The following is a 25533-nucleotide window of genomic DNA, read 5'->3' as shown; positions in this document are numbered from 1 at the left end:
GCGAGAACTGGGGTTGTGCGCCGTCGCTCTCAGCGACGGCGCAGCTTGTCTGTTTTCGGCATCGGCACACCCTCCCCCCCCCCCAACCCGCCCCCGACGGCCGCGGGTGCGGGGCCCTTCAGACCCGCGGGGCGGTTGAACCGCCCCGGCCCGTCGGGGGTTTCGGGTGTCAGCGGTGCCTGGCGCGCCGCTTACGGCTGACGAGGACGACTGCCGTACCCGCACCGAGCAGCAGGGCGACGAGGGCGAGAATCTGTCCCACGTCGGACGTACCGGTGTTGGCGAGTGAACCCGGTGTCCGGCCGGCCGGTGCCGGGGTGTTGGGCGCCGGGGTCGTCGGCGGCACCGGTGTCGGTGTCGGGGGCGTGGATGCGGGCGGCGTGGGTGTCGGCGATGCCGCCTGCGGGATGTACACGCCGGCGTCGATCGTGTGATCGACCCCTCCTGGCGTGGTCGGTGCGGTGACCGGGGCGAACCCATTGCACAGTCGGCCGGTGGTCGGTGGGGTCACATTGGAGTCGTGCACCCGGTCGTCACCGGCCCGTGGCAGGGTGAACCGCAGGTCGGTGGCGGCCGGCCGGCCCGGCACCTCGCTGGTGTCCGCGGTGCACACGTCGAACTGCACGGTGTACTTGGCGCCCGGTGTCAGCTCGTACTCCGCGCCGACACCACCGAAGTAGTACTCGCCGGCGGCATCGGTCGTGGTCGTGGCGACCTTCTTGCCATCGGCGTCCAGCAGGTTGATCGTCGCCCCCGGCAGCAGCACCTGCCCGGGGTCCTGGATGCCGTTGTGGTCGCCGTCGTACCACACCACGTTGCCGATCTGGATCGGCGCGTTCGCCGCGGCGTACGCGATGTCGCCGAGGCCACCGGCCTTGCCGAACCCGTTCTGGTTCGGACCGATGAACTGGTAGGCGTTCTTGGCCGGGTCGTTGCCGGGGCCGAGGCCGGTGGCGATGTCGTAGTAGCCGGTGCCGTTGGTGATGACCTGGCCGGTCGGGTCCATCTGCGTGCTGACGACCCACTGCTGCTGCGGGATGTAGGCGACCGATCCCAGCGCGGACTCCTGGTGCGGCCCGGGCTGGGTCGCGGAGCCGCCGTTGGGGAAGAAGTCGCCCGGGAAGTACTCGACGACGCTGCTGGGCTGGACCCCGTCAAGGGTCGGGTCCGTGGCGTGGTCGGGGCAGCTTCCGGTGCCTTCCCACTCGTATCCGCCGGTGGGCGTGGCGCAGGCCATACTGATGTCGCCGCCGGACATGCCGTTCTGCGGGGTGTCGTTGCCCGGCCTCGGGTCCAGCCCGCCCCAGCTCACGACGTCCATGAACCGGTCACGGAAGCCGAGGATCAGCGAACCGTCGCGGGCGAAGGCCATACTGGCCAGCTCCGGCTGGGGGTTGATCATGGGGCCGTTCACGTTGAAGGTGTCCCAGTCCTCCAGGTCGGTGTTCCACGGGTTCCAGTGATTGACCTGGTCGCGGCCGGAGTTGCTGGTGAGCACGCTCCCGCGCTCGAAGGTCAGCGGCTGGGACAGCACAGTGGTGAACTTCTTGCCGTCATAGGTGGCGACGACGGCCTTCAGGTCCGCGCGATCCTTTGTGCTCTCCGCGCTGCACACGCCCCCGACGTGCAGGGTGTTGTTGTGCGTGGCCACGCTGAACGGACGCCAGTCCTCGTCCGACGAGCAGCCCGGGTCGGGGATCGGCACGGTCGCCTTGGGCGCCGAGGCCGTGCGCCGGGTCGCGTCGAAGCTGACCAGGCTGCGGGTGAGCAGGTTCACCGCGTACAGGGTCGAGCCGTCTTCGGACAGGGCCAGGCCGCCGATGCTCTCCTTGCCCGGTGCGTCGGTGAACCCGGCGTCCTTGATCAGGTTGGCGGTGTCATGCGGCGTCTCCGTGGCGCCCGGCACCTTCGCGAACAGCTTCGGGGCGCCCCCGCCGTCCGCCGGCACGGTGTAGATCGCGTCACCGCCGTCCGGCCCGTACTCGGTGTACCGCCGGGCGAACGCCGACTGGAACAGCTGGTCGCGGTACTTGTCGTAGGCCAGCCCGAAGGTCGTGCCCACCTGGTCCTGGGTGTTGAGCACCTCCGGGCATGCCTGCTGGTCGGGACAGTTGCCGCGGGTGTCCGTCCCGAACGCCACCAGTGCCCGGGTGTCCGTCCCGCCGGCGCCGCTCTGGATCGGCACGAAGTAGCGGGAATCGGGGAGTGCGTAGTCGGCCGGGTCCCAGACCCCGGTGGTCACCGAGTCGTCCTTGCCGTCCGAGACGTCCACGAACGTGGTGAAGCTGTCGAAGTGGTTCGGTGCGGTCGAGGCGGGCGCCGCCCGCAAATAGTCGTCGTAGGGTGCCGGGACGGTGACATCGACCCGATACCGGCCGCCGGTGAGCTCGCCCGACGGCGGCACGATGACCTTTCCGGTGACATCCGTGACACCGGTGACGTGATGGCCGGCGGGGTCGGAGACATCGACCTTCATTCCCCGCTGCGGCACGTCCATGGTCGAGTTGATGACGCCGGTACCGAAGAAGTCCCGCAGTACCTCGACGGTCAGGGTGCCGTCGGAGGTCGAAGCGCCGGCCTGCCCGGCGCTGGTCAAGATCGTGCCTGTGCCGCCCCCCACTAACAGCAGGCCGGACAGCCCCACCCGCACCAGTCCACGTAATGGCATGGCGCTCCTTTACGTCGTCCTACGCTAATGCCAACTCGGCAAATGCAGGGGTGAGCCTACAAGTTGACTGAACGTCATGTCCGTTGAACGCAGAGTTTGGTGGCGCCTCGACGGAGACCTGTTACAGTCGCGCCGCGTGCGGAGCATCAGAACGCGGAGCAGCGACAGCAAGCAGGGCCTCCCGGGGCGCGCGGCGGGCCGGCGCCGCCGGTGGCCGAGATTGCGCTGGGTGGCGGCCGTCGTCATCGGTATCACGGCTGCCGCGACCACCGCCTTCGTCCTCCTCGGCAGCAGCGATGGCCCCACCGCGCCGCGGGCGTTGACCTCGGACGAGGTGAACCGGCTCGCGATCACGCGGTTCCTCAACTACCAGGCGGCAGGCCGGGGGGTGACGATCACCGTGCCGAACGCCGCCGGCGGGCTGGTCATCACCGGATCCATCGACTACCGCACCCATACCGGTTACGGGGTGGTGCGCGGGACCGGGCGCGACACGTCCAGCGACGGGCTGATCCAGTGGACGGCGACGACCGTCCTCGTCCACCCCATGACAGACCCCCCGGCAGCCGCACCGGCGTCACCTCCCGCGTCCGGTTGGTACAGCCGTCCGCTGCGGACATCCGGCATGACCCTCGACAGCGCGCTGGCCATCGTGCTCGGCCTCGGCAGCGACCGGCCGGACAACGCCGCACTGCTGCCGCAGAGCGGGGCGGCATGGGTCGGGCAGGGCAAGGTGAACGGCCATCAGACGGACATCATGAAAGGGCCGGACGCCGACAGCAAAGCCAGTGCGTCGGGGACCGTGCGCTACTGGATCGGCTCGGACGGCACCATGTACCGGGTTCAGGCCAGTATCGCCTCCGAGCCGCAGCCGGTCGTCTTCGACTTCGACACCCAGACGTACGTCCCTGTCCAGCCGGTACGCGGAGTCACCCCGGCGCCGTAGGGCCTGACTTCTTCGAAGACCGGCCCTGGCCGCCGCTCACGAGGTCCGCACCCGCGCTCCGGCGGCGAGCAGCGACGGCGACGGCAGCGCGACGTCCGCGACGTCCGGCAGCGCCGGAACGTCCGGCACGACGGTGGCGCCGGTGGTGGCCGCGTGCGGGAACTCCGGCTGCGGGCCGGGCGCGGCCACGTCGGTGAACGGGATGCCCGCGGGCGCCGTCGGACTCGCCCAACTGCCGGAGGGCGTGGGTGACGTGGCGGGAACCGGGCAGGACGCGGTGTCCACGAGCCCCGCGGGTACGGTCGTCCGCAGCACGTTCCCCTTCAGGCAGTTGCCCTGTCCGCGGGTGGCGGTGGGGAACGTCCAGCCGATGTCGACGCCGTTGGCGGTGAAGGCGTTGCCCGTGATCCGGTTGCGGTCCGCCGTCAGGTCGGCGGTCGCGGTGATCACCAGCCCGGCGTTGGGGTTGCCGGTGATCCGGTTGCGGATGAACTGGTTGTCGCTGCCGCCGTCGACGCCGATGCCGATGCCCCAGCCGCCGTCGGCCTGTACGGGGGTCCGCGTCTGCTGGTTGTCCGCGATCAGGTTGCCGGCGATGACGGCGTCGCGCTGCGGGAGCAGTTTCTCCTGGTGGTCGGAGTTGGTGGTCAGTCCGACGCGGTTGCCGGCCAGACGGTTGCCGACCACATACATGTCGCCGCCGGCGTTGGTGCCTTCGTAACCGACCGCGTTGAGTTCGGAGACGTTGTCCCGCACCACGATCCGGCACGGCTTGCACTGGCCGACATAGATTCCCGAGTCCGCCCCGCCCGATGTGTAGGAGTGCTCGATGACACCGTTCTGCGCGGAGAACGCGTAGATGCCGTACAGACCGTTACGGGTCGCGGTCACATGCGAGACCAGGAACGACTTCAGGAATCTGACGGGTTCATCGCCGGTGTCGTAGCCACCGCTCCCCGGCAGCCCGGCGACCGCCGCCGCCGAACCGGTGACCAGCACCCCGTTCTGCGTGTTGTGCCGCACGGTCAGGTTCTCCAGGGCCACCCCGGGCGCCGCGACGACCACCCCGTTCGGCCGCCGCAACTGCCCGTCGATGACCACCTTGTGCCTGGACTCGCCCCGCAGCGTGACGCGAGCCGTGTCGATCTTCACCGACTCGTGGTACACACCCGGAGCCACCAGCACCAGGTCACCGGGCCGGGCCAGGGACACCGCGTCCGAGATCGTCGGGGCGTCGCCGGGCACACGGATCGTCACGCGCGCACCCTCCGGCCGTTGGCCCTTGCCCGATCCGTCGTCGTCGCCGCCGTCACCGCCACCGCCGCACCCGGCCACCAGCGTCAGTGCGCCCAGTACCGCCGCCATCACGCGAAGAGCTGATCGAGACATGATTCCAGTCTGGCATGACCGCGAATCCCGCGCCGGAATACGGAGGTTGGGCGGCGGACGCGAGACGGGTGTGGCACTCTGCAGATCATGCACCGCGCCGATCGCCACCCGTCACGCCGCGCGTTCCTCGATGTCACGGGCGCCACGGTGGCCGCCGGTCTCGTCGCCGGGTGCTCATGGGACTCCGGCGAGCCGGGCCGGCCCGCCCCTTCCGCGGCGGCCACTCCCACGCCCACGCCGGTTCCGGCGACGGGCCGGCATCAGGCGGGCGTCACGCTTCCCCGGTCGGCCCAGCGCAACCTGCTGGCCGTGGTGGCCGACCTCGGCACCGCGGTGGCGCCCGGCCCGCTGCTCGCCGAACTCGGCGAGGCCATCCGCGCCCTCACCGCCGGGTCCGACCCGCGGCTGCTGAGCCTGTCCCCCGGTGATCTGACCGTGACCGTCGGCGTGGGTCCGCGGCTGGTGCGGACGGCCGGTGCTGCACTGCCCGGCGCGGCCGACCTCCCGCGGTTCTCCCGTGAGCGGATCGCCTCGCGGGCACGCGGCGGTGATCTGCTGATACAGATCTGCGCCGACGACGCGCTGCTCGTACCGGTCGCCGCCGCCGCGCTCCTGGACCAGGCCGGCGACCGCGTCCGCGAACGCTGGCGGCAGTCCGGACGCCGCGGTACGGACGTGTCCGTCGCCAAGGGCCTCACCGCACCGCGCAACCTGCTCGGTTTCATCGACGGCATCGTGGGCCCGCACACGAACGCCGAGCAGGAGCGTGACCTGTGGCTGGCCGGGCCCCCCGCGGTCGCCGGCGGCACCCTGGCCGTACTGCGGCGCATGGAACTCGACCTGACACGGTTCGCCGCCCTGCCCGTCGCCGAGCAGGAGGCGGTCTTCGGGCGGCGCCGGGCCAGCGGCGTACCCCTCTCCGGCGGCACCGTCGCCTCCGCCCCGCAACTCGGCGCCAAGACGCCCGACGGGCGCTATCTCGTCCCCGTCGACGCCCACGTGCGCAGGGCGAACCCCACCGTGGTCGGCGTCGGCCATATGCTCCGCCGTTCCTACAGCACCGACGAGCCCGCGCCCGGCCTGTTCTTCATCAGCTTCCAGAACGACCTGCGGACCTTCACGGCCACGCTCACCCGCATGGACACCTCCGACGCGCTGCTGCCCTTCACCACCACGACCGCCAGTGCGACCTTCCTGATCCTCCCCGGCTTCGACGAACAGCGCCCGCTCGGTTCCGACTTGTTCGGCTGATCCCGCCGTGCCGAGTGATCCCGCCGTGCCGGGCCCGACCCGGATGCCGGCTGTTCACCGGCCCGAACATCCGCGAAGGCACGAGCCGCGCCACAGAACGTCGAACAATCCGCCCTCGCCCGAAGGCGGCACCAGCGCCCGGTGGCCGACCCGGTCGGCCAGCTCGGGCAGCTCGGGCAGCTCGGGAGATGCCGCCTGACCAGGCATCCAAGGTTCCCTCAAGGTCGACGGGGAACAGTCGGCACCCAGCTCAGCCCGACGCAACACCCACGGAGGAACCATGCGTATTCGACATGCCATTGCCGGCACTGCCCTGAGCACCGCGCTCCTCGTCGGAGCAGCCGGCGCGCCGTCCTACGCCGCTACGTCCGGCGCATCCGCGTGTGCGACAGCCTCATGGCAGAAGGGGCTGGACGGCAAGGTCGTGTACCCGGACATAAACGGCGTCATACTCCACCAGAAGGGCCCCTACGCCGACTGCTTGCCCGGCTACAGCCTGACCAAGCAGACCAAGCTCGTATACGACTGCTACACCAGCAACATCCACCAGAACACATGGACGCACGTCACCGCGTACTACAGCAACCTGGTCCTGGAGGGCTGGATCTGGGACGACAAGCTGCCGGACGGGGGAAGCTTCACGAAGTGCCGCTCGTAAGGACCGGATCCGGTAGCGCCTGGACCGTGGCGGTACGGCCGAGGTGTCCGCGGCCGAGGACGTACGGCTCGGCCGTACCGTCGCCGTCAAGGCGCTCCGGTTCGAGGTAGGCGGGCGTGTGGCGTCCACCGGCGGCGTTGTCCTCCGGCCTTCCGGCCCGAGGTCCGCCGCACGACCTGGACGCGGAACACCGCTGCTCGAACACCGCTCCTGCTCGCGTGCCTTGTCGCCCTCGGATGTGTACATCTCCGAGCCGCCGTAGGAGGCCATGGTCGCGGCGTACACCTTCGCGCCGTGCGCGCGGGCTCGAACCGCCAGCTGGAGAGGGGCGGCGATGATGTCGTCCACGCCGACGGGCGCGCCGGGGACCGTCGAAAGGAATCCGGCGGGCCGTTATCGCGTCCGCCGCACGCCGTAACCAGTCATTCTCCGATCCCTCGCCTCCCGGTAGCGGACGGCATCCGTTCGCGGCTGACTGGCGGGCCTGGGCACGGGCAGGCACCGGAGGCCTGGAAGCCCGGGTGCGGTCTGCGCGCCTCCCGGAAGCAGCAGCACGCCGAGGGCAGCGAATAATGGCGGTCATGATGCGCCGAATTCCCTCTGCCAAGGTCGGCAGCGAAGGAGTCACTCACACTCAGCTCGCTGTCCAGGACCAGTTGGGGTGGCTGTTTCGGGAGCAGCCGACCGAGGACTACGGGATCGACGCCCACGTCGAAATCGTGGAGACAGAAGAGGTGCTGGGTCTGCTGCTCGCGCTGCAGATCAAGAGCGGCGAGAGCTGGTTCAAGGAGACCACTCAAGGTGGCTGGTGGTTCCGGCCCGATGCCGAACACGTCCAGTACTGGCTCAACCACTCCCTGCCGGTCGTGGTAGTCCTGTACGAGCCGGAGGCCCAGGTCTGCTACTGGCAGCTCGCCAGCCGCGAGACTTTGCAAAGAACCCGCCGGGGCGGTTGGAAGCTGCTCGTTCCCCGCAACCAGATCCTCGACAAAGAAGCCGCTTCGGTGTTGCGTGGGGCCGCCGAGGGCGACCCGTATGTACTGCGCATCCGCGATCTGCGGCTGGCCCGGCCGTGGATGGAGCGACTCGCGGCCGGCGAGCACCTCGTCATCGACATCGAGGAATGGTTCAACAAGACCTCCGGGCGGGGCGAGATCGTCCTCGGCGTCGACAACGAGGACGGCCAACCGCCGACCGAGCTCGCGCGCTGGACCATCATGATCGGACCCTCCAGCTACGCCGACGTCGTACCGGGACTGTTCGCCTGGGCCGAAGTCGGTCTCCACGAAGAGACCTACGACGAAGCCGACTGGGACCAGTACGACACGGAATGCCGCGTCGGGGACAACGAGATCACCTTCCACTCGGAGGAGTACACCGATGGGAAGCAGGGCCGGTATTCCGAGCTGCGCCCCTACACTGACGACGGCGAGGTCGCGCTGTGGCGTCTGGAGCTGACTCTGAACGAACTGGGCACTGCCTTCTTGGTGGTCGACCGGTTCGGAGCCACAGGCAAGCGTCAGCTTGTGCAGTAAGCCGTGCGGCTGGGCCACTCGCGTGGTGACGACCGGGCCGTTGGCCGTGAACTGCCGATAGACGGTCTCGGAGACCGCGAGGATCGCGATGGGTACGCCGCCAGGCTCGGCGAGCGGCGGAACGGGCCCTGATCTCGTATAGCTACGATGCGCCAGATGAACGGCTGACACGACCACCACTCTGGCGGCAGATCTTCCGGACCGGAAAGGGGGCCCGCCGTGCCCGACCCGAACACTGCGGGTGCCGATTAATCATCCGTCCAGCGCGCGTGAACTTCGAGTCCCGTTCACGGATCAAGAACGTCGCCCTTGTGCCCGCGTCCTCCAGGCCCATAACGAGATTGCACCCAACTCACCACCCAGGCTGCGGTCGGATGCGCAGTACCGCCGAGGATCCGGATGCGCCTGCCGGCGTACTCGATGACAGCGAAGAGGCGAGGCCGCCGCCCAGGCGTCCCTGGGCCCAGGCCGCGGTGACGGCTCTCGGGGCCTGGCGCAGCGCGGCGAGCGCCCGCGCCTCCAATTCGCCCTGGCCGCGCCGAGACTGCCGCTCCGGGCCGCACTTGTTCTGGTCCGCCACGTCCATCTGCCGCCCCGCCCGGAAACCCCCAGCAACTTCTACAGTGCTGTAGATTTAAGTGACCGGTGGGCACGGAACCGGCCCTCGACCGGGGGCGAGGTGCGGGAACACGCGAAGGGGACAGCGACATGGGTGTGAGTCTGGCCAAGGGCGGCAACGTCTCGCTCAGCAAGGAGGCGCCGGGCCTGACCGCCGTGCTGGTCGGGCTCGGCTGGGATGCGCGCAGCACCACCGGCACCGACTACGACCTCGATGCCAGCGCCCTGTTGGTGGACAACGGCGGCAAGGTGCTCTCCGACCAGCACTTCATCTTCTACAACAACCTGAAGAGCCCCGACGGTTCGGTCGAGCACACCGGCGACAACCTGACCGGTGAGGGCGAGGGCGACGACGAGTCCCTGAAGGTCAACTTGACCAGCGTTCCCGCCGACGTGGCGAAGATCGTCTTCCCGGTCTCCATCCACGACGCCGAGAACCGAGGCCACAGTTTCGGCCAGGTGCGCAACGCCTTCATCCGCGTGGTCAACCAGTCAGGCGGCGCCGAACTCGCCCGCTACGACCTGAGCGAGGACGCCGCGACCGAGACCGCGATGGTCTTCGGCGAGCTGTACCGGAACGGCGAGGAGTGGAAGTTTCGCGCCGTCGGCCAGGGCTACGCCAGCGGCCTGGCCGGGATCGCCGCCGACTTCGGCGTCGGCGTCTGACGCCACGCCACCCGTCTTCGGCGCCCGGCACCCGCGGCCGCCCATCCGAAGAGAACACCACTGGCGCCCCGGCCACCGGCCGGGGTACCGCCTCACCGGAACGAGACGTCGGCATCGGGCCGACCTCCGCGACGGGCCTGTCCGGCAGCGGGGCTCCGGGGAGCGCGACGAGGACCGCAGTCACGGGCGGCGGCCCGTGGGCAGAAACGATCGGGGGACTTCTCATGCACGCATCCGACCGCCGCGAGGCGGCAGACAGAGCAGACTTCGAGCAGGTGCTGCGCCTCGCCCTGGACACCCCGGAGATCCGCGAGTCCCTGCGGCGCCCCGGCGTGCGGACCGATGCCGAGCGCCTGCGCTCCCAGGCGCTGGCGGCGACCGGGACCATCTCGGCCGCGGCTGCCTCCGAGTACACCGTCTACCTCCGGCTGCGGGACACGACCGGGCATTCCACGGCCCACCTCCCCGATCGTCCTCAACAGCCTCAACACGTGGACGTCTCGAAGGACGGGCGCGGGCTGCTGGCGGCGCTGGCCGTACTCGCTCCGGTCCTGTCCGTCATGGCGGCGACGATATTCCTGCTCATCGGCTACGCCCTACGCCTGGCCGATTCCCAACAGCCCCTCGCGGACGCCTTGGTGGGTACCGGCTGGCTAACCGCCGCCCTGGCGGTGCTCGCGGCGCTCATCGCGGCCGCCGCGCTGGTCGTCACCGCCGTGCGGCACCGCTCCGCACCCGGCGGGCACCCGCACCGTCACGCCCCGGCCGTCATCGAGGCTCGCGCTGCGTGGCATCAAGCACTGCTGGAGCGCGGCATGCTGCCCTTCCTGCGCCAGCGACTGCACCTGCCCACACCAGCTCCGGCCCCGGATGCCGAGGCACAGCTGTCACCGCCCCGCCCGGCCGCCCGCAATCCGCTCCCGGAACGCCGCACCCACCTGGGCTACACCAGCCCCGATTTCGCAAGCCCGGACTTCACCGGTCCCGCGGTGCCTCGCGGGACCGACGCCTCCTGAACCACCCCGGCCGAGACGCCGGCGCCACCTCCTGCCACCCGACTACCAGGGAGAAGAGGAACATTCATGTTCGGCATCAGCGAGATCGCCATCATCCTCATCGTCGTCATATTGGTCTTCGGTGCCAAGAAACTCCCCGAACTCGCCCGCTCCATGGGCAAGTCGGCGCGCATCCTCAAGAGCGAGGCCAAGGCGATGAAGTCCGACCAGACCCCGCCGGCCGCGGAGGGAACCCCCTCCCCCGGAACCGCGGCCCCGGGCGTCATCCGTGCCGCCCCAGGCGACGTCACCAGCCCGCACCCCACTGCGCAGCCGGGCAACGACGCACCGCGGCCCTGACCAGCCCGCGACTCCACCGCCCGCGCGTTCCCTCCATGCGCGTCCCTTCCGTAGGGGCAGCCCACCGGGCCGCTCTCGTCCGTCACACCGATTCGTCCGTCACACCGAAACGAAAGCAGTGCAACGTCATGGGCATCGTCAGCTGGATAATCCTCGGGCTCCTGGCCGGAGCCATCGCCAAGTTCATCCTGCCCGGACGCGATCCGGGCGGGCTTATCGTCACCACCCTCATCGGTATCGCCGGGGCCTTCACCGGCGGCTGGCTCTCCGCGAAGTTGCTCGACCGTCCCATACAGAACGAGTTCTTCGATCTCGCGACATGGGGTGCGGCGATCGGCGGCTCCCTGGTCCTGCTGATCGCGTACCGCCTTCTCTTCGGCAATTCCCGCGACTGACCCGCGGCAGCGATCGCGGATGGGTGGGCGAGCGCGGCGGCGTGACGTCTCGGTCTCCGACGTGTTCCGGCCAAGTTTGTTGCGCGTTGAATGAATACCGGCCGGGCTCCGTACGAACCAGTGGCCCAGCCCCACCCGGATCCGGGCCGGGCCGGGTCCGTCCGTTTTCGATTGGAGAACTCGCCGTGACGTCTGCCGCCTCCTGGCGCACCCGTACCGCAGCGGTAATCATGATGGCGCTGACCGTCGCGGGCTTGGCGGGAACATCTGCTTCGGCGGCCGCCGTGCCCGTGGTCACCTGCCCCTCGTCCTCCTGCACGAGCCTGGTGACCGGCCTCGGCGAGCCCGTCGACGCCGCGTACGACACAGCCGACAACGCCTACCTCACGTACCAGAACGGCGAACTGCGCACGGTGAATCTGGTGACCGGCGCGCGCTCCACCGTCGCCACGGGCCTGGGCAATCTGCGCGGCATCGCCCTCGACGGCACCGGCAGCGCGTACGTCGGGGACTTCGACGGCAACCTGCGCCAGGTCGATCTGGCCACCGGGCAACAGCGCCTTCTCGCCTCCGGGCTCGGCGCGCTGCACGCCCTCGCCCACAGCGGCACCACCATCTACGCGACCGGTGGCAGCGGCAAGCTGTACGAGGTGAAGGAGAGCGCCACTGTACGGGTCGTCGCGTCCGGCCTCGGCCTGTCCCAGGGCATCGCGGTGGACGGACGCGGCGGCGCCTACACCGCGGACATGTTCACGGGCCGGATCCTCTGGACGGACCTCACCAACGGGGCGACGAGAACTGTCGCCACCCAGTTCTACGAGCCCACGTCCATCTCCGTGGCGGCGGACGGCCAGGTCTACTTCGCCGTCGGCAACGAGGTCACGAGCCTCAACCCGGACACGGGCGTGGGCACGCAGATCGCCAGTGTGCGCGGCCTCAACTTCTTCGCCTTCAAGCTGGACCGGAACGGCAACGCCTACACCACCCAGGTGACCGGCACGGGCTCGCTCTGGAAGATCGCCAACCTGGTCCCGCGGCGCTGACTCCCGCCGGCCGCGCCGCGCAGGGCCTGATCACCTGGGACGTGAACGTCGACTCCACACTCTGCCGGGCCCACCAGCACGCCGCCGGGGCGGCGAAAGGAGTTACCTCCTGGACCGGCTGGTCCCCAACTGGTCACCAAGAGACACGGAAAGGCGGTACCGGATTTCTCCGATACCGCCTACGACCTGCGAAAACACAAGTCGGGACGACAGGATTTGAACCTGCGACCCCTTGACCCCCAGTCAAGTGCGCTACCAAGCTGCGCCACGTCCCGATGCCCGTCTGACCTGGGGTTTTCCCTGGCCCGAACGCGCATGAGAACAATACCGCACTCGGACCGGTGGTCACGAATCGCTTTCCGAGCGGATCGGGCGCTTGACCTCAAGTGTGGTTGAAGTTGCACCGTGGGTTTCATGACGACGACAGAGACGACCTCCGTAGCGGGATTCCAGGATCTGAACCGGCTGCTGGCTCTGATGACGGGCGACGAGAAGCACGGACCGGCGGCGACCTCCACGCTGGATGCCCTGTGGGTGCTGTACGACCGGGTCCTGCGCGTGTCGCCCGGGACCGTCGACTCGCCCGGACGGGACCGGTTCCTGCTCTCGAAAGGGCACGGGCCGATGGCGTACTACGCGGTCCTCGCCGCCAAGGGGTTCATCGCCGAGGAGACGCTGCCCGGCTTCGGCTCGTACGACTCTCCGCTCGGGCATCACCCCGACCGGACGCTGATTCCGGGCGTGGAGATCGGCAGCGGCTCGCTCGGGCACGGACTGCCGCTCGCCGTGGGCAGTGTGCTCGGGCTCCGGGCGCAGGGGCTCACCGATCCGCGTGTGTGGGTGCTGGTCGGCGATGCCGAGCTGGACGAGGGCAGCAATCACGAGGCGCTCGCCTACGCGGGTCCGGCGGGGCTCGATCAGCTCCACACGCTGGTGATCGACAACGCGTCCGCGACCTACGGCTGGCCCGGCGGCATCGCGTCGCGGTTCGAGGCGGCCGGCTGGTCGGCCGAGACCGTCGACGGCAGGGACCACGAGGCGCTGTACGCGGCCTTCACCGCGCCGCACGCGGGCCGGCCCCGGGCGGTCGTGGCCCGCGTCGAGCCCAAGTCCTGACCGCCGCGCCACATTCGACCGCCGACAGGCACCCAGGCAAAGAGGGGTATCTCCCATGGACACCATGCGCGACCGCTTCATCTCCACCACTGCCCAGCTGCTGGACGACGACCCACGGCTCGCGGTCGTCCTCGCCGAGATCAGCCGGGACGGCTTCGACGCGGCGGAGCGGCGCCATCCGGACCGCGTGATCAATGTCGGGATCCGTGAACAGCTGCTGGTCGGCGTGGGCGGCGGGCTCGCCCTCACCGGGCTGCGGCCGATCGTGCACACCTTCGCCAGCTTCCTGGTCGAGCGGCCCTTCGAGCAGGTCAAGCTGGACTTCGGACACCAGGGCGTGGGCGGCGTACTGGTCAGCGCGGGGGCTTCGTACGACTGGCCCGCGGGCGGTTTCACCCATATGGCGCCCGGCGATGTCGCGCTGATGGACACACTCGACGGCTGGGCGGTGCACGTACCCGGACATCCAGACGAGGCCGAGGCCCTGCTGCGGCGTGCCGCCGCCGGGGACGGACGGGATTACGTACGGCTGTCGATGCAGAGCAACGAGCGGGCACGGTCCGTGACCGGCGCCGGGTTCAGCACCGTACGCGAGGGGCGCGCCGGGGTCGTGGTCGCCGTCGGGCCGATGCTGGACAACGTGCTGACGGCGACGGAGGGGCTGGATACGACGGTGCTGTACGCGACGACCGTGCGGCCCTTCGACGGGGCGGCGCTGCGCCGGGCCGTCGCGGGCGGTGACGCGGCGGATGTCGTGCTCGTCGAGCCGTATCTCGCCGGCACCTCCACGGCAGCGGCCAACGACGCGCTGGCCGGTACCCCGCACCGGGTGCTGGGGCTCGGTGTGGCCCGCCGCGAGCTGCGCCGGTACGGACAGCTCGAAGAGCACCTGGCCGGGCAGGGCCTCGACGCACGGTCGCTGCGGGAGCGGATCTCGGGGTTCCTGACGCGTGCGTGAGGCGCTGCCGGGGCCATCCCCTGTCTCCCTTTGTCTCACCAGTCCGGACCGGCTCCTCGGAGCGCACCGGCGGGCGACACGAGGCAACCTGGTATGGGACCGGGACCCTCGACCCACAAACGGCTGGCATCGAAGGTCCCGCGGAAGCCGCACAGAAGTGGAGCCTGCCATGACCGCGAGCGGTGATCTGCTCATCGACGCCTTCGGCCGTATCCGCGACGCCGTCCATGAGGCGGTGGACGGCCTCTCCCCCGATGAGCTGGCCGTACGGCTGGATGACGGGGCGAATTCGATCGCCTGGCTGGTCTGGCATCTCACCCGGATCCAGGACGATCACATCGCGGACGTGGCCGGTACGGAAGAGGTGTGGATCGCGCAGGAGTGGTCGGAGAGGTACGAGCTGCCGTTCTCGCGCCGCTCCACCGGGTACGGCCACTCCCCCAAGGACGTGGCCTCGCTCGGCGGAATCTCCGGCGAGTTGCTGGTCGAGTACCACGACGCCGTTCACGAGCGGACGGTGAAGTACCTCGGCACGCTCAAGGACGCGGACCTCGGCCGGGTCGTCGACAACACCTGGGCCCCGGCCGTCACTCTCGGCGTACGGCTCGTCAGCGTCATCACCGATGATCTCCAGCATGTCGGGCAGGCCGCGTTCATCCGGGGCTGGCTGGAGCGGCCCTGAGTCCGGCCGACCAGGACCTGAGGAAGGTCGGGTACGGAGTTCCGCGCCCCAGCACGCTCAGCGGCCCCGGTGAAGTGGCGCTCTTCCGCGACGGCGGCGAAGTATGGACGTCCCACGGGACGAGCCGGGAAGCTGGAAGACGTCCGCCGGATCCGGCGGACGACGCAGCAGGAAGGGTGCGCCACACCATGAAGACTCGCCGCATCGGAACCGTCGAGGTCAGCGCGATCGGCCTGGGCGGTATGCCGATGTCGATCGAGGGACGGCCCGACGAGGCACGGTCCATCGCCACCATCCACGCGGCGCTGGACGCCGGGGTGACACTGATCGACACGGCGGACGCCTACCACCGGGACGCCCACGACATCGGCCACAACGAGTCCCTGATCGCCAAGGCGCTGGCCTCGCACGGCCGGGGCTCCGAGGTGCTGGTGGCCACCAAGGGCGGCCATCTGCGTCCCGGCGACGGCTCCTGGACGCTGGACGGCTCCCCCGAGCACCTCAGGCTCGCCTGTGAGGCGTCGCTCGGGCGGCTCGGCGTGGAGGCGATCGGGCTCTACCAGTTCCACCGTCCCGACCCCGAGGTTCCCTACGAGGAGTCCATCGGCGCGCTGCGTGATCTGCTCGACGAGGGCAAGATCCTCCAGGCCGGTATCTCCAACGCCGACCCGGAGCAGATCCGGTCGGCCAATGAGATCCTCGGCGGCCGGCTGGTCTCGGTGCAGAACCAGTTCTCTCCGGCCTTCCGCTCCAGCGAACCGGAGCTCGAACTCTGTGCCGAGCTGGGTATCGCGTTCCTGCCGTGGAGCCCGTTCGGCGGCATCAAGCACGCGGGTGAACTCGGTTCCTCGTACGCGCCGTTCGCCCGGATCGCGGAGGCTCATGGCGTGAGCCCGCAGCGGGTGTGCCTGGCGTGGATGCTGGCCAAGTCGCCCACCGTTCTGCCGATTCCGGGCTCCAGCCGTCCGGAGACCATCATCGACTCGGTCGCCGCGGCCGACCTCGTGCTGACCCCCGCCGAGGTGGCGGAGCTGGACGCGGCCTGACGACACCCGCCCGGACAGGCACACGCCGCACCACCGACCCGCCCCGCGCGATGGCCCGGGGCGGGTCAGCCGTATGTCCCGACGGCCTACGTCCCGACGACGTATGACCAGACCCCGTATGCCCGGACGACGTGTGTCCCGACAACACATGACCGGACGACGCATGCCCGGACGACGCATGCCCGGACGACGTATGCCCGGACACCGCATGCCCGGACGACGCATGCCCGGACGACGTATGCCCGGACACCGCATGCCCGGACGCCGCATGCCCGGACGACGTATGCCCGGACGACGTATGCCCGCCCGGCGGGCCGAATCCGCACCGCCGGGCGCCCGTTCGCCTGCCCTCGGCGCCTGTTCATGCGCCCCGACGCCAACTCCCTTATCACAGAGAGCCCTTCCGACCCATTGACCCCCTGTAACAGCTGAACCTACGCTGTGCGACGTACTCCAGAAAGCGCTTTCTAACCCGCAGCTCGGCTCACCAGCACCGGGAGCGCCATGAGAACACCTGTGAGAACGCCCACGAGAACGTCGTCCGTCAGAGCTCTGTCCCTGTCCCCATCATCCCCGTCCTCCTCCCCCCTCCTCATCCTCATCGCCTTACTGGCGCTCGTCCTCGGTCTCGGGATGGCCGCGCCACCCCGTGCCGACGCGGCTCCGTTCCGCGTCCTGGTCTTCTCCAAAACCACCAACTCCGTGCATGACTCGATTTCCACCGGAATCAAGACAATTGAGCAGCTCGGCAGCGAGAACGGGTTCGAGGTGGAGGCCACCGACGACGCCGCGGCCTTCACCGCGGACAATCTCGCCCGCTTCCAGGCGATCGTCTTCAACAACACCAACTCCACCCCGGAGAGCGGCGATCTGCTCGACGCCGACCAGCGCTCCGCCCTCCAGGGCTTCGTACGAGCGGGCGGCGGCTGGGTCGGTCTGCACTCCGCGTCCGCCAGTGAGCGCGACTGGGGCTGGTACGAGGGGCTGGTCGGCGCGATCTTCGACAAGCACCCCGCCATCCAGACCGGCCGGGTGAAGATACTCGACCAGACCCACCCCTCCACCCAGGGCCTTCCTCAGCTCTGGGAGCACACGGAGGAGTGGTACAACTGGCGCACCAACCCCACCGGCAAGGTGCACACGCTCGCGCAGGTCAAGGTGAACGACGGCGTCGACGGGCTGGACGAGGGCGTCGACCAACCGTGGTCGTGGTGCCAGAACTACGACGGCGGACGCTCCTGGTACACCGCCGGCGGGCACAGTTCGTCCACCTTCCAGGAGGACGCGTTCCGTAAGCATCTGCTGGGCGGGATCCAGTGGGCCGCGGGCAACAAGCCCGGCGACTGCACCGCCACCAAGACGGGCGCCTTCCAGCGCACCGCGCTCGCCACCAGCGATCTCGCCGACCCCTTCGAACTGGCCGTCGCCCCGGACCGCAGGGTCTTCTTCATCCAGCGCACCGGCAAGCTCAAGGTGATCGACCAGACGACGCTCCAGGTCTCGACCGCGCTGGACTTCGCGTACACCCCGGAGATGACGAGCCAGTCCGACGGGCTTCTCGGGCTGGCGCTCGATCCGGATTTCGCGGCGAACAACTGGCTCTATCTGCTGCACTCCGACAAGACCGAGAAACGGCTCAATCTCTCGCGCTTCACGGTCACCGGCAACACCGTCGATCCGGCCTCGGAAAAGCGGCTGCTGACCGTCCCGACGCTGCGCGGTGAGGGCCGGGCCAATTCCCATATGGCCGGTTCGATCGCCTTCGACAAGAACGGCGATCTGTATGTCGCGACCGGCGACAACACCGATCCGTTCGCCTCGGACGGCTTCGCCCCGATCGATGAACGCGACGGGCGTCGCGCCTGGGACGCCCAGATGACCGCCGGGAATACGAACGATCTGCGCGGCAAGATTCTGCGGATCACCCCGGAGGACGACGGCACGTATTCCATTCCGGACGGGAATCTCTTCGCGCCGGGCACGGAGAAGACGCGTCCCGAGGTCTACGCGATGGGTCTGCGCAATCCGTTCCGTATCACCACCGATCCGCTGAGCGGCGCCGTGCTCATGGGCGACTACGGGCCGGACGCGCGGGAGGCCGTGGCCGACCGGGGGCCCGAGGGGACCGTCGAGTACAACAGGATCACCGAGCCGGGGAATTACGGCTGGCCGTACTGCACCGGCAACAACACCCCGTTCAATGACTACGATTTCGCGACCGGCACTTCGGGGGCGAAATTCGACTGCGCCAAGCTGGTCAATGACTCGCCGAACAACACCGGTCTGCGGGATCTGCCCGCCGCCAAGCCGGCGACGGTCTGGTACGCGTACTCCGCGTCGGCCGAATTCCCCGAGCTCGGCACGGGCGGCGGCGGGCCGATGAGCGGTCCCGTCTACGACTACGACCCGGCGAACACGTACCCGTCGAAGTTCCCGGAGTACTTCGAGGGCAAATGGCTCACGTATGAGCTGACCAGGACCTGGTTCAAGGCATTCTCGTTCCAGCGGGAGGACCAGACGTTCACGGATCCGCGCTTCGATCCGGTGAAGGCGGGCGATCTCCACTCCATCAACGGTGTCTTCGGCGATCTGAAGTGGAACCAGCCCTTCGACGCCGACTTCGGGCCCGACGGAGCGCTGTACGTCATCGACTTCGGGCTCGGCAGCGGTACGGGCCGGGGCGGCAGCAACGAGGGCTCGGGCATCTACCGCATCGATTACGTCGCGGACGGCCGGCTGCCCGACGCCAAGGCCACGGCGACGCCGGACAGCGGTCCCGCGCCGCTGACGGTGACCTTCTCCAGCGAGGGATCGGGGCTGCCCGCCGGCAAGCCGGTGACCTACGCGTGGGACTTCGACGGCGACGGGACCACCGACTCCACCGAGCCGAATCCCTCCCATGTCTACCGCGACAAGGGCCGGTTCACGGCCCGGCTGACCGTCACCGGGCCCGACGGGCTCACCGCGCTCTCCGTCCAGGAGATCACCGTCGGCAACACCAGACCGGTCGTCACCATCCAACAGCCCCCGAACGGCGGGATGTTCAGTTTCGGAGACACCATCCCGTTCACCGTGAAGGTGACGGACCGGGAGGACGGGAAGACCGGACCGGGCGGCCGCATCGACTGCTCGCGGGTGGTCGTGCAGTCCCAGCTCGGCCATGACAGCCATCTGCATCCGCTGGACAACTACTCCGGCTGTACGGGGGAGATCGTCACCGATGCCGGGGACAGCCACGGCCCCGGGCAGAACCTGTACTACGGCATCACCGCGCAGTACGAGGACAAGGGCGCCGAGGGCGTGCCCGCGCTGACGGGCTCGGCGTCGCTGACACTGCGTACCACCTTCCGGGAGGCGGAGCACCGTACCGCGACCGGCGGCGCGCACGACGGAACCGTGATCGCCGACCGCGCCGACGCTTCGGGCGGCAAGCGGGTGACCGAGATCGAGGACGGCGACTGGATCTCCTTCGACCCGGTGAATCTCAAGGGCATCACTTCGGTGACGGTGGGCGCCGCCTCCGGCGGTCTCGGCGGGGACATCGAGTTCCGTAGCGGCTCACCGACCGGACCACTGCTGGGGAAGGCGACCATCCCCAACACCGGCGGCTTCGGGAATCTGATCTCCCCCACGGTCACGCTGAAGGCCCCCGTCGGCCCGAACGCGGGCGCGGACGCGGACTCCGGCTCCGGCTCCGGCTCCGGCTCGGTGAAGCTGTACGCGGTCTTCACCAACCCGGACTGGTCGGCGGAGAAGCCGGATCTGTTCGCGGTCGACTGGCTGCACTTCAACGGTCCCGGGGTGGAGAAGAAACCGGCCACGAAGGTGTCGGTCAGGGCGACACCCGCCGACGGAAGCGCGCCGCTGGCCGTACAGCTCACCAGCACCGTGAAACCGGTGGCCGGGCGCACCATCGCCTCGTACCACTGGGACTTCGGTGACAACACCAGGGCCACGGGTACGGAAGGGCCGAGCGCGGCCCACACCTACGCACGGCCGGGCGCGTACACGGCGCATCTGACCGTCACCGACGACAAGGGCGACACGACGACCGGCGCGGTCCCGGTCAACGTGCGCTGAGAGGAGACCGAGAGTGACGATGAACGGCACCCGAAGAGCGTTCCTGAGCACGGCGGGCGCGGCGGTCGGGCTGGCGGCGCTGGGCGTGAGCACTCCCACGGCGGTGGCGGCCCACCGGACCGACACCGGCCGTCGGCGGCGGCGCATCCCGCCGTCCGGGATCGGAATGCACCTCTATACGATGCGCACCCCGCTCGCGACGGATTTCCGGGGGACGCTGGAGCGCCTGGCGGAGATCGGTTACGCGACGGTCGGTGTCAGCGGCCGGCACGGCCACAGCGCCGCCGAGATCCGGCGGATGCTGGACGCCACCCGGCTCAAGGCGGTCCTGGAACATGTCGCCTACACCACGGTCACCGGCAGCGGTCTGCCGCAGGCCATCGAGGACGTCCGTACGCTGGGCGGCTCATGGGTGGTCGTGCCGAGCCTGCCGGCGGGGATGCACTCACCGGCCGGATACCGGGAAGCGGCACGGCAGTTCAACGCGGCGGGACGTATCGCCCGGGAGTCCGGGCTCAAGGTGCTCTTCCACAATCACGACGGTGACCACGACGTGGTCGACGGCGAGAGCCTGTACGGCATCCTGCTCAAGGAGACCGATCCGGAGCTGGTGGGCTTCGAGCTGGATGTGTACTGGGCGGCGAAGGGCGGGGACGACCCGCGCCGGCTGTTCGTGACGGACCCCCGGCGGTTCCCCGCGCTGCATGTGAAGGACATGGCCCCGAACGGCGGCTTCGAGGACGTCGGTTCGGGTGTCCTGGACTTCCCGGCGATGTTCGACACGGCGCGCAGCGGCGGAGTACGGCAGTGGCTGGTGGAGCACGACGCACCGGCCGATCCGTTCGCGAGCGCGCTGAACAGCTACCGCTATCTGTCGGCGCTGCGGTACTGAGCGCGGGCGTTCGACCGTAGACGGGTAAGCCCGAAGGCTCCCGGCCGCTGTCACCAGCGGCCGGGAGCCATGGGAACCACGGCCCGGGGATCAGCCGGCCCGGTCAGTCCTGCGCCGAGGCCGCCCCGAGCAGCCCCCGGATATGCCCGGCCGCCTCCCGGAACTCGGGCCGACCGAGCGTCTCCGTGTAGTCCCGCTCGGCCTCCAGGCCCACGTCGATGATCTCGGTGATGGTGCCGGGGCGCGGGCTCATCACCACCACGCGGTCGGCCAGATAGACCGCTTCCGAGATCGAGTGGGTGACCAGCAGCACGGTCGTACCGGTCTCCCGCCAGATGCGGTTCAGCTCCATGTTCATCTGCTCGCGGGTGAGGGCGTCGAGCGCGCCGAACGGTTCGTCCATCAGCAGCACGGGCGGCTCGTGGAGCAATGCCCTGCACAGCGCGACCCGTTGCTGCATCCCACCGGACAGCTCATGCGGATACGCGTCCTCGAATCCGCTGAGACCCGTCATCTCGATCAGCTCGTCCACGCGCCGGCGCGCCGGTTCGGCGGGCATCCGGCGCATCTCCGCCTGGAGGAGGATATTGCGCCGGGCGGTACGCCACTCCAGCAGCGCCGCCCGCTGGAAGACGTATCCGATGTCGTGGCGCGGCCCGTCGACCCGTTCGCCCTGGAGCCGTACGGCGCCCGAGGACGCCTTGAGGAGGCCCGCGACCAGCTTGAGGAGGGTCGACTTGCCGCACCCCGAGGGGCCGACGATGGCGACGAACTCCCCCATCGCGACATCGAGCGAGACCTCGTGGAGGGCCGTGACATCGCGCTTCTTCGTACGGAAGCGGACGGCCACGTCCTCAAGGCCGACCGCCGCCGTCCGCCCTTCCGTCCGCTCCTCCGTCTGCCCTTCCGCCGGGGCGCCGCCCTTCGTGGCGGCCGGCTTCCGGAGCGTGGTGTCCCTGGCCATCGTCATCCCTTCAGCGCCGTGGCGCTGTCCCAGTACTCCGCGACGGCCTTCGGGCTCTTCACCAGACCTGCCTCGGCGAAGACGTCGATGGTCTGCTGCCAGTCGCCCTCGGTGTTGACGCCCGGGGCCTTGCCACGCGTCGCGTCGGTGTGCAGCAGTGTGACGGTCGTCTTGAACTGCTCCAACAGGACGTTCGTGGGCGGAAGTTGCTCCGAGGCGCCGTCCATCTGCGCGACGGCCGCCTCCGGGGCCTTCTCCGCCGCCGCCCATGCCTCGCTGACGGCCCGCACCATGCGCCCGGCCAGCTCGCTCCTGCCGGAGAGGACCTGCTGCCCCGCGATCAGGCCGTTGGAGTAGAAGTTGAGTCCGTGCTCCGAGAAGCGCAGATACGACACGTCCTTCTTGGCCTTGTCCTGCATGGTCGGGCCCTGGTCACTGGCGTAGCCGAGGAGTGCGTCCGTCTTGCCGGAGATCACGGCGGCGATCTTGCCCGCCGGGTCGGTGTTCTGGATCCTGACGTCCGACTCCTTGAGGTCGTTCTTCTTGAGGAAGATCGGGAACGTCTTGGTGAGCGCGTCACCGGCCGTGCCCGCGATGGTCTTTCCCTTGAGATCGGCGGGGGTGGAGACATTCTCGCTCGCGAAGAACTGCACCGAGGAGGGCGTGGTCTGGAGGAAGACACCGAGGCTCTTCACGTTGACGCCCTGGTCCACACCGCTGAGCACGGCGGGTGTGTCGGCCCAGCCGAAGTCGGTCTGGCCCGCGGCGGTCGCCTGCACGGTCTTCTGCGAGCCCTGGCCCGCCCGGATCGTCAGATCGATGCCGTGCTTCTCGAAGATCTTCTGCTGCTTGCCGTAGTAGAACGGCGCGTGTTCGCCGTACGGATACCAGTTGAGGGTCAGCGTCACCTTGTCGAGCTTCTTGCCGGAGTCGCTGGTGGTGGTCCCCGAGCCGTCCTCGCCACAGGCCGTGGCGACCAGGAGCAGCGGTACGAGGCCGATCAGGAGTCTGCGCGCGTGCATGGCTGGCCCTTCCCTGTACGGGATCGAGTCGAGTCGAGTTGATCGAGTCGATCAACTCGGCAGACTCGGTCGAGTCTGTCGAGTCGGTCAGTACGAGGTGGTGACGTTGGTGTCCCGGCGGCTGGCGTGCCAGGGCAGCAGCAGCTTCTCGGCGATCTCGACCAGGACGAAGAGGACGACGCCGATCAGCGACATGACGAGCAGCCCCGCGAAGAGCATCGGGGTGTCGAGGTTGCCGTTCGCCTGGAGGATCACATAACCGAGCCCCTCATTAGCGCCGACGAACTCACCGACGACCGCGCCGGTCACCGCGAGGGTCACGGCGACCTTCAGCCCGGAGAAGAGATGCGGCAGTGACGCCGGGAAGCGGATCTTGGTGAAGGTCTGCCAGGGCTTCGCGCCCATGGTCGCGGAGAGTTGGAGCATCTCCGGATCGACCGCCTTCAGGCCGGTGACCATGGAGATCACCACCGGGAAGAAGGCGATGAGCACGGCGATCAGGATCTTCGGTGTGATGCCGAAGCCGAGCCAGACCACGAACAGCGGCGCGATGGCGATCTTGGGCACGACCTGGGCGAAGAGCAGGATGGGGTAGAGCGTCTTCTCGACGGTCGAGGAGTAGACCATGACGACCGCCGCGAGCACCCCGACCACCACCGCGATCACAAAGCCGAGCAGCGTCTCATACGTCGTCACCCATGTGTGCTGCCAGAGGTAGTCGGCCTTGCCGGTGAGCACATCGAGGGTCGCGCCGGGCGAGGGGACGAGATACGGCTCCACCAGTTCGGCCGCCGCGATGATCCACCAGATGACGAAACAGCCCGCCAGCAGGGCGACGGGCCGCCAGCCGGCCTCGACGGCACGGGCCAGCCGCTCCCCCGTCCCGGGACCCTTCCGTTCGGCGACCCCGGACACTTCCCTGTCCTGTGCGGGCGCGGGTGCGGATTCCGGCGGCGGCGCTGATGCCGGTGCGACGCTCTGGCTCACTGTGAACTCCTCGGGAAAACCGGGCAGTTATAAGTGCGCTGTTCGTCTACAAGCGCTTTCAGAAAGCGCTTTCTGATAAGGTGATCGCCACGCTAATGACTGCCCGTCCGTACGGTCAATAGGTCGTCCCGAAGTTTCGGGGTCCGCCACGGGCTCCGCCGCCACCGCGACCCGGGGGTCGAGTTGAGTGAACGGGAAGCACAGGCCCATGTGACGCTGGACGCCGTCGCCCGCCGCGCGGGTGTCTCCCTGGCGACGGCCTCCAGAGCGCTGAACGGCACGACGAGAGTCCGTGAGGAGCTGCGCCAGCGGGTGCACGCGGCGGCCGATCTGCTCGGCTATATCCCCAACGCCCATGCCCAGGCGCTCGCCAGCGCCTCCAGCAATACGGTGGGGCTCATCTGCCACGATGTGGGCGACCCGTATTTCGCCGCGATCGCGGGCGGGGTGATGCGGGCGGCGGCCGAACAGGACGTCCTGGTCATGCTGGCCAGTACGTTCCGCGAGCCGGCCAGGGAGATCGCGTATGTCTCGATGCTCCGCGCCCAGCGCGCCCGCGCCATTCTGCTGATCGGCTCGGGCTTCCAGGACCCCTCCTGGGAGCGGAAGCTGGCCGCCGAGGTGACCCCGTACATCCGCGCGGGCGGGCGGGTTGCCGTGGTGAGCCGGCACCGAAGTCTGCGCGCCGACGCCGTACTTCCCGAGAATCGCGCCGGGGCCGCGGCGCTCGCCCGTGCCCTGCTGGCCCTGGGACACCGGGAGTTCGGGGTGCTCAGCGGGCCGCGCGAACTCACCACGGTCTCCGACCGGCTGGCCGGGTTCCGGGAAGGGCTCGGCGAGGCCGGGGTCACCCTCCGGCCCGGGTCCGTCGTACACGGCGCGTTCACCCGCGACGGCGGCTACGCGGCGGCCCGCGAACTGCTCGACGGGCCCGCTCGTCCCCGTCCCACCTGCGTCTTCGCGGTGACGGACGTGATGGCCGTGGGCGCGCTCGCCGCCTTCCGCGAGGCGGGCGTACGGGTCCCGGAGGATCTGTCGCTGGCCGGCTTCGACGACATCCCGCTCGTACGGGAGCTGACTCCCCCGCTCACGACCGTCGCCCTGCCGCTGACCGCCATGGGGGAGAGCGTGATCTCGCTCGCGCTGCGTGAGCCGCGTGGAGCGCGCTCGCGGGTGCTGCGGGTCGGCGGCGAGGTCGTGCTGCGCGCGAGCACCGGACGGCCGTCTCCCGCCAGCACTCCTCTCTGGGACTCATGCTGACG

22 protein-coding genes, 1 tRNA gene and 1 pseudogene are annotated in these 25533 nt (G+C 69.4%); 16 read left to right on the top strand and 8 right to left on the bottom strand.

Annotated features, from left to right (window positions below; genetic code table 11):
• Positions 1 to 169: 169 nt before the first annotated feature.
• A complete protein-coding gene (locus ACFRKB_RS02255) occupies positions 170 to 2668 on the bottom strand; it encodes an SdrD B-like domain-containing protein (RefSeq protein WP_383102528.1) in 2499 nt (832 codons plus the stop codon).
• 136 nt (positions 2669 to 2804) lie between these two features.
• Here ACFRKB_RS02255 and ACFRKB_RS02250 point away from each other — a divergent pair, with 136 nt between their 5' ends.
• Positions 2805 to 3614, top strand: coding sequence for a hypothetical protein (locus ACFRKB_RS02250; RefSeq protein ID WP_383102526.1), 810 nt, complete (start codon positions 2805 to 2807; stop codon positions 3612 to 3614).
• Positions 3615 to 3650: 36 nt separating this feature from the next.
• Here the strand turns inward: ACFRKB_RS02250 and ACFRKB_RS02245 are convergent, their stop codons facing one another.
• Entirely contained in the window at positions 3651 to 5003 is a 1353-nt protein-coding gene (locus tag ACFRKB_RS02245) for a right-handed parallel beta-helix repeat-containing protein (protein ID WP_383102524.1), read from the bottom strand.
• Positions 5004 to 5090: 87 nt separating this feature from the next.
• Here ACFRKB_RS02245 and ACFRKB_RS02240 point away from each other — a divergent pair, with 87 nt between their 5' ends.
• Positions 5091 to 6254, top strand: coding sequence for a Dyp-type peroxidase (locus tag ACFRKB_RS02240; RefSeq protein ID WP_383102523.1), 1164 nt, complete (start codon positions 5091 to 5093; stop codon positions 6252 to 6254).
• 54 nt (positions 6255 to 6308) lie between these two features.
• Here ACFRKB_RS02240 and ACFRKB_RS02235 read toward each other — a convergent pair whose 3' ends face one another.
• Positions 6309 to 6461, bottom strand: coding sequence for a hypothetical protein (locus tag ACFRKB_RS02235; protein WP_383102521.1), 153 nt, complete (start codon positions 6459 to 6461; stop codon positions 6309 to 6311).
• A gap of 73 nt (positions 6462 to 6534) precedes the next feature.
• On the opposite strand from ACFRKB_RS02235, the gene ACFRKB_RS02230 reads away from it, so the two are divergent.
• Together ACFRKB_RS02230 and ACFRKB_RS02225 are read left to right on the top strand one after the other, a co-directional pair.
• Positions 6535 to 6912 (top strand): hypothetical protein, encoded by a 378-nt coding sequence (locus ACFRKB_RS02230; protein ID WP_383102520.1) that lies wholly within the window; start codon positions 6535 to 6537, stop codon positions 6910 to 6912.
• Positions 6913 to 7493: 581 nt separating this feature from the next.
• Positions 7494 to 8447 carry a DUF4365 domain-containing protein gene (locus ACFRKB_RS02225; RefSeq protein ID WP_383102519.1) on the top strand — a complete coding sequence of 318 codons (954 nt, stop codon included), beginning with the start codon at positions 7494 to 7496 and terminating at the stop codon, positions 8445 to 8447.
• A gap of 262 nt (positions 8448 to 8709) precedes the next feature.
• On the opposite strand, the pseudogene ACFRKB_RS02220 reads toward ACFRKB_RS02225, so the two are convergent.
• Positions 8710 to 8896, bottom strand: a pseudogene (locus tag ACFRKB_RS02220) (integrase); the annotation flags it as partial.
• A 259-nt stretch (positions 8897 to 9155) separates the two neighbouring features.
• On the opposite strand from ACFRKB_RS02220, the gene ACFRKB_RS02215 reads away from it, so the two are divergent.
• The 5 genes from ACFRKB_RS02215 (at position 9156) to ACFRKB_RS02195 (ending at position 12524) form a co-directional block, all read left to right on the top strand.
• Positions 9156 to 9731 carry a TerD family protein gene (locus tag ACFRKB_RS02215; RefSeq protein ID WP_383102517.1) on the top strand — a complete coding sequence of 192 codons (576 nt, stop codon included), beginning with the start codon at positions 9156 to 9158 and terminating at the stop codon, positions 9729 to 9731.
• A 224-nt stretch (positions 9732 to 9955) separates the two neighbouring features.
• Positions 9956 to 10747, top strand: a complete 792-nt coding sequence (locus ACFRKB_RS02210; protein WP_383102515.1) for a hypothetical protein — start codon at positions 9956 to 9958, stop codon at positions 10745 to 10747.
• 66 nt (positions 10748 to 10813) lie between these two features.
• Positions 10814 to 11086 (top strand): Sec-independent protein translocase subunit TatA, encoded by a 273-nt coding sequence (tatA, locus tag ACFRKB_RS02205; protein ID WP_383102514.1) that lies wholly within the window; start codon positions 10814 to 10816, stop codon positions 11084 to 11086.
• Positions 11087 to 11214: 128 nt separating this feature from the next.
• Positions 11215 to 11481, top strand: coding sequence for a GlsB/YeaQ/YmgE family stress response membrane protein (locus ACFRKB_RS02200; protein ID WP_383102512.1), 267 nt, complete (start codon positions 11215 to 11217; stop codon positions 11479 to 11481).
• Between the two features lie 185 nt (positions 11482 to 11666).
• Positions 11667 to 12524, top strand: a complete 858-nt coding sequence (locus ACFRKB_RS02195) for an SMP-30/gluconolactonase/LRE family protein (RefSeq protein WP_383102510.1) — start codon at positions 11667 to 11669, stop codon at positions 12522 to 12524.
• A gap of 201 nt (positions 12525 to 12725) precedes the next feature.
• Here ACFRKB_RS02195 and ACFRKB_RS02190 read toward each other — a convergent pair.
• A tRNA-Pro gene (locus ACFRKB_RS02190) sits at positions 12726 to 12799 on the bottom strand.
• Positions 12800 to 12938: 139 nt separating this feature from the next.
• On the opposite strand from ACFRKB_RS02190, the gene ACFRKB_RS02185 reads away from it, so the two are divergent.
• The 6 genes from ACFRKB_RS02185 (at position 12939) to ACFRKB_RS02160 (ending at position 21298) form a co-directional block, all read left to right on the top strand.
• On the top strand, positions 12939 to 13640 hold the full coding sequence (locus ACFRKB_RS02185) for a transketolase (RefSeq protein WP_383102508.1): 702 nt from the start codon (positions 12939 to 12941) through the stop codon (positions 13638 to 13640).
• A 55-nt stretch (positions 13641 to 13695) separates the two neighbouring features.
• The gene (locus ACFRKB_RS02180; protein WP_383102507.1) at positions 13696 to 14598 is read left to right on the top strand and encodes a transketolase family protein; all 903 of its coding nucleotides are present in this window, start codon (positions 13696 to 13698) and stop codon (positions 14596 to 14598) included.
• 169 nt (positions 14599 to 14767) lie between these two features.
• On the top strand, positions 14768 to 15280 hold the full coding sequence (locus ACFRKB_RS02175) for a mycothiol transferase (RefSeq protein WP_383102505.1): 513 nt from the start codon (positions 14768 to 14770) through the stop codon (positions 15278 to 15280).
• A gap of 188 nt (positions 15281 to 15468) precedes the next feature.
• Positions 15469 to 16326, top strand: a complete 858-nt coding sequence (locus ACFRKB_RS02170) for an aldo/keto reductase (protein ID WP_383102504.1) — start codon at positions 15469 to 15471, stop codon at positions 16324 to 16326.
• 504 nt (positions 16327 to 16830) lie between these two features.
• Complete coding sequence (locus tag ACFRKB_RS02165) at positions 16831 to 20406, top strand: ThuA domain-containing protein (protein ID WP_383102503.1); 3576 nt, start codon at positions 16831 to 16833, stop codon at positions 20404 to 20406.
• A 19-nt stretch (positions 20407 to 20425) separates the two neighbouring features.
• Positions 20426 to 21298: a sugar phosphate isomerase/epimerase family protein gene (locus ACFRKB_RS02160; RefSeq protein WP_383102501.1), complete on the top strand. Its 873-nt coding sequence runs from the start codon at positions 20426 to 20428 to the stop codon at positions 21296 to 21298.
• 103 nt (positions 21299 to 21401) lie between these two features.
• Here ACFRKB_RS02160 and ACFRKB_RS02155 read toward each other — a convergent pair whose 3' ends face one another.
• From ACFRKB_RS02155 to ACFRKB_RS02145, 3 genes are all read right to left on the bottom strand, one after another.
• On the bottom strand, positions 21402 to 22268 hold the full coding sequence (locus ACFRKB_RS02155; RefSeq protein WP_383102500.1) for an ABC transporter ATP-binding protein: 867 nt from the start codon (positions 22266 to 22268) through the stop codon (positions 21402 to 21404).
• A complete protein-coding gene (locus tag ACFRKB_RS02150; RefSeq protein WP_383102498.1) occupies positions 22265 to 23284 on the bottom strand; it encodes an ABC transporter substrate-binding protein in 1020 nt (339 codons plus the stop codon). Before ACFRKB_RS02150 ends, ACFRKB_RS02155 begins: the two co-directional genes overlap by 4 nt.
• A gap of 87 nt (positions 23285 to 23371) precedes the next feature.
• Positions 23372 to 24199 carry an ABC transporter permease gene (locus tag ACFRKB_RS02145; RefSeq protein ID WP_383102574.1) on the bottom strand — a complete coding sequence of 276 codons (828 nt, stop codon included), beginning with the start codon at positions 24197 to 24199 and terminating at the stop codon, positions 23372 to 23374.
• A gap of 282 nt (positions 24200 to 24481) precedes the next feature.
• On the opposite strand from ACFRKB_RS02145, the gene ACFRKB_RS02140 reads away from it, so the two are divergent.
• Positions 24482 to 25531 carry a LacI family DNA-binding transcriptional regulator gene (locus tag ACFRKB_RS02140; protein WP_383102573.1) on the top strand — a complete coding sequence of 350 codons (1050 nt, stop codon included), beginning with the start codon at positions 24482 to 24484 and terminating at the stop codon, positions 25529 to 25531.
• Positions 25532 to 25533: the final 2 nt, after the last annotated feature.

Origin of the sequence: Streptomyces scopuliridis (assembly GCF_042790125.1) — a bacterium.
Lineage (GTDB): Bacteria > Actinomycetota > Actinomycetes > Streptomycetales > Streptomycetaceae > Streptomyces > Streptomyces scopuliridis_A.
Note: the sequence above shows the minus strand (reverse complement) of the source record. Positions and strands in the feature narration are given on the sequence as shown.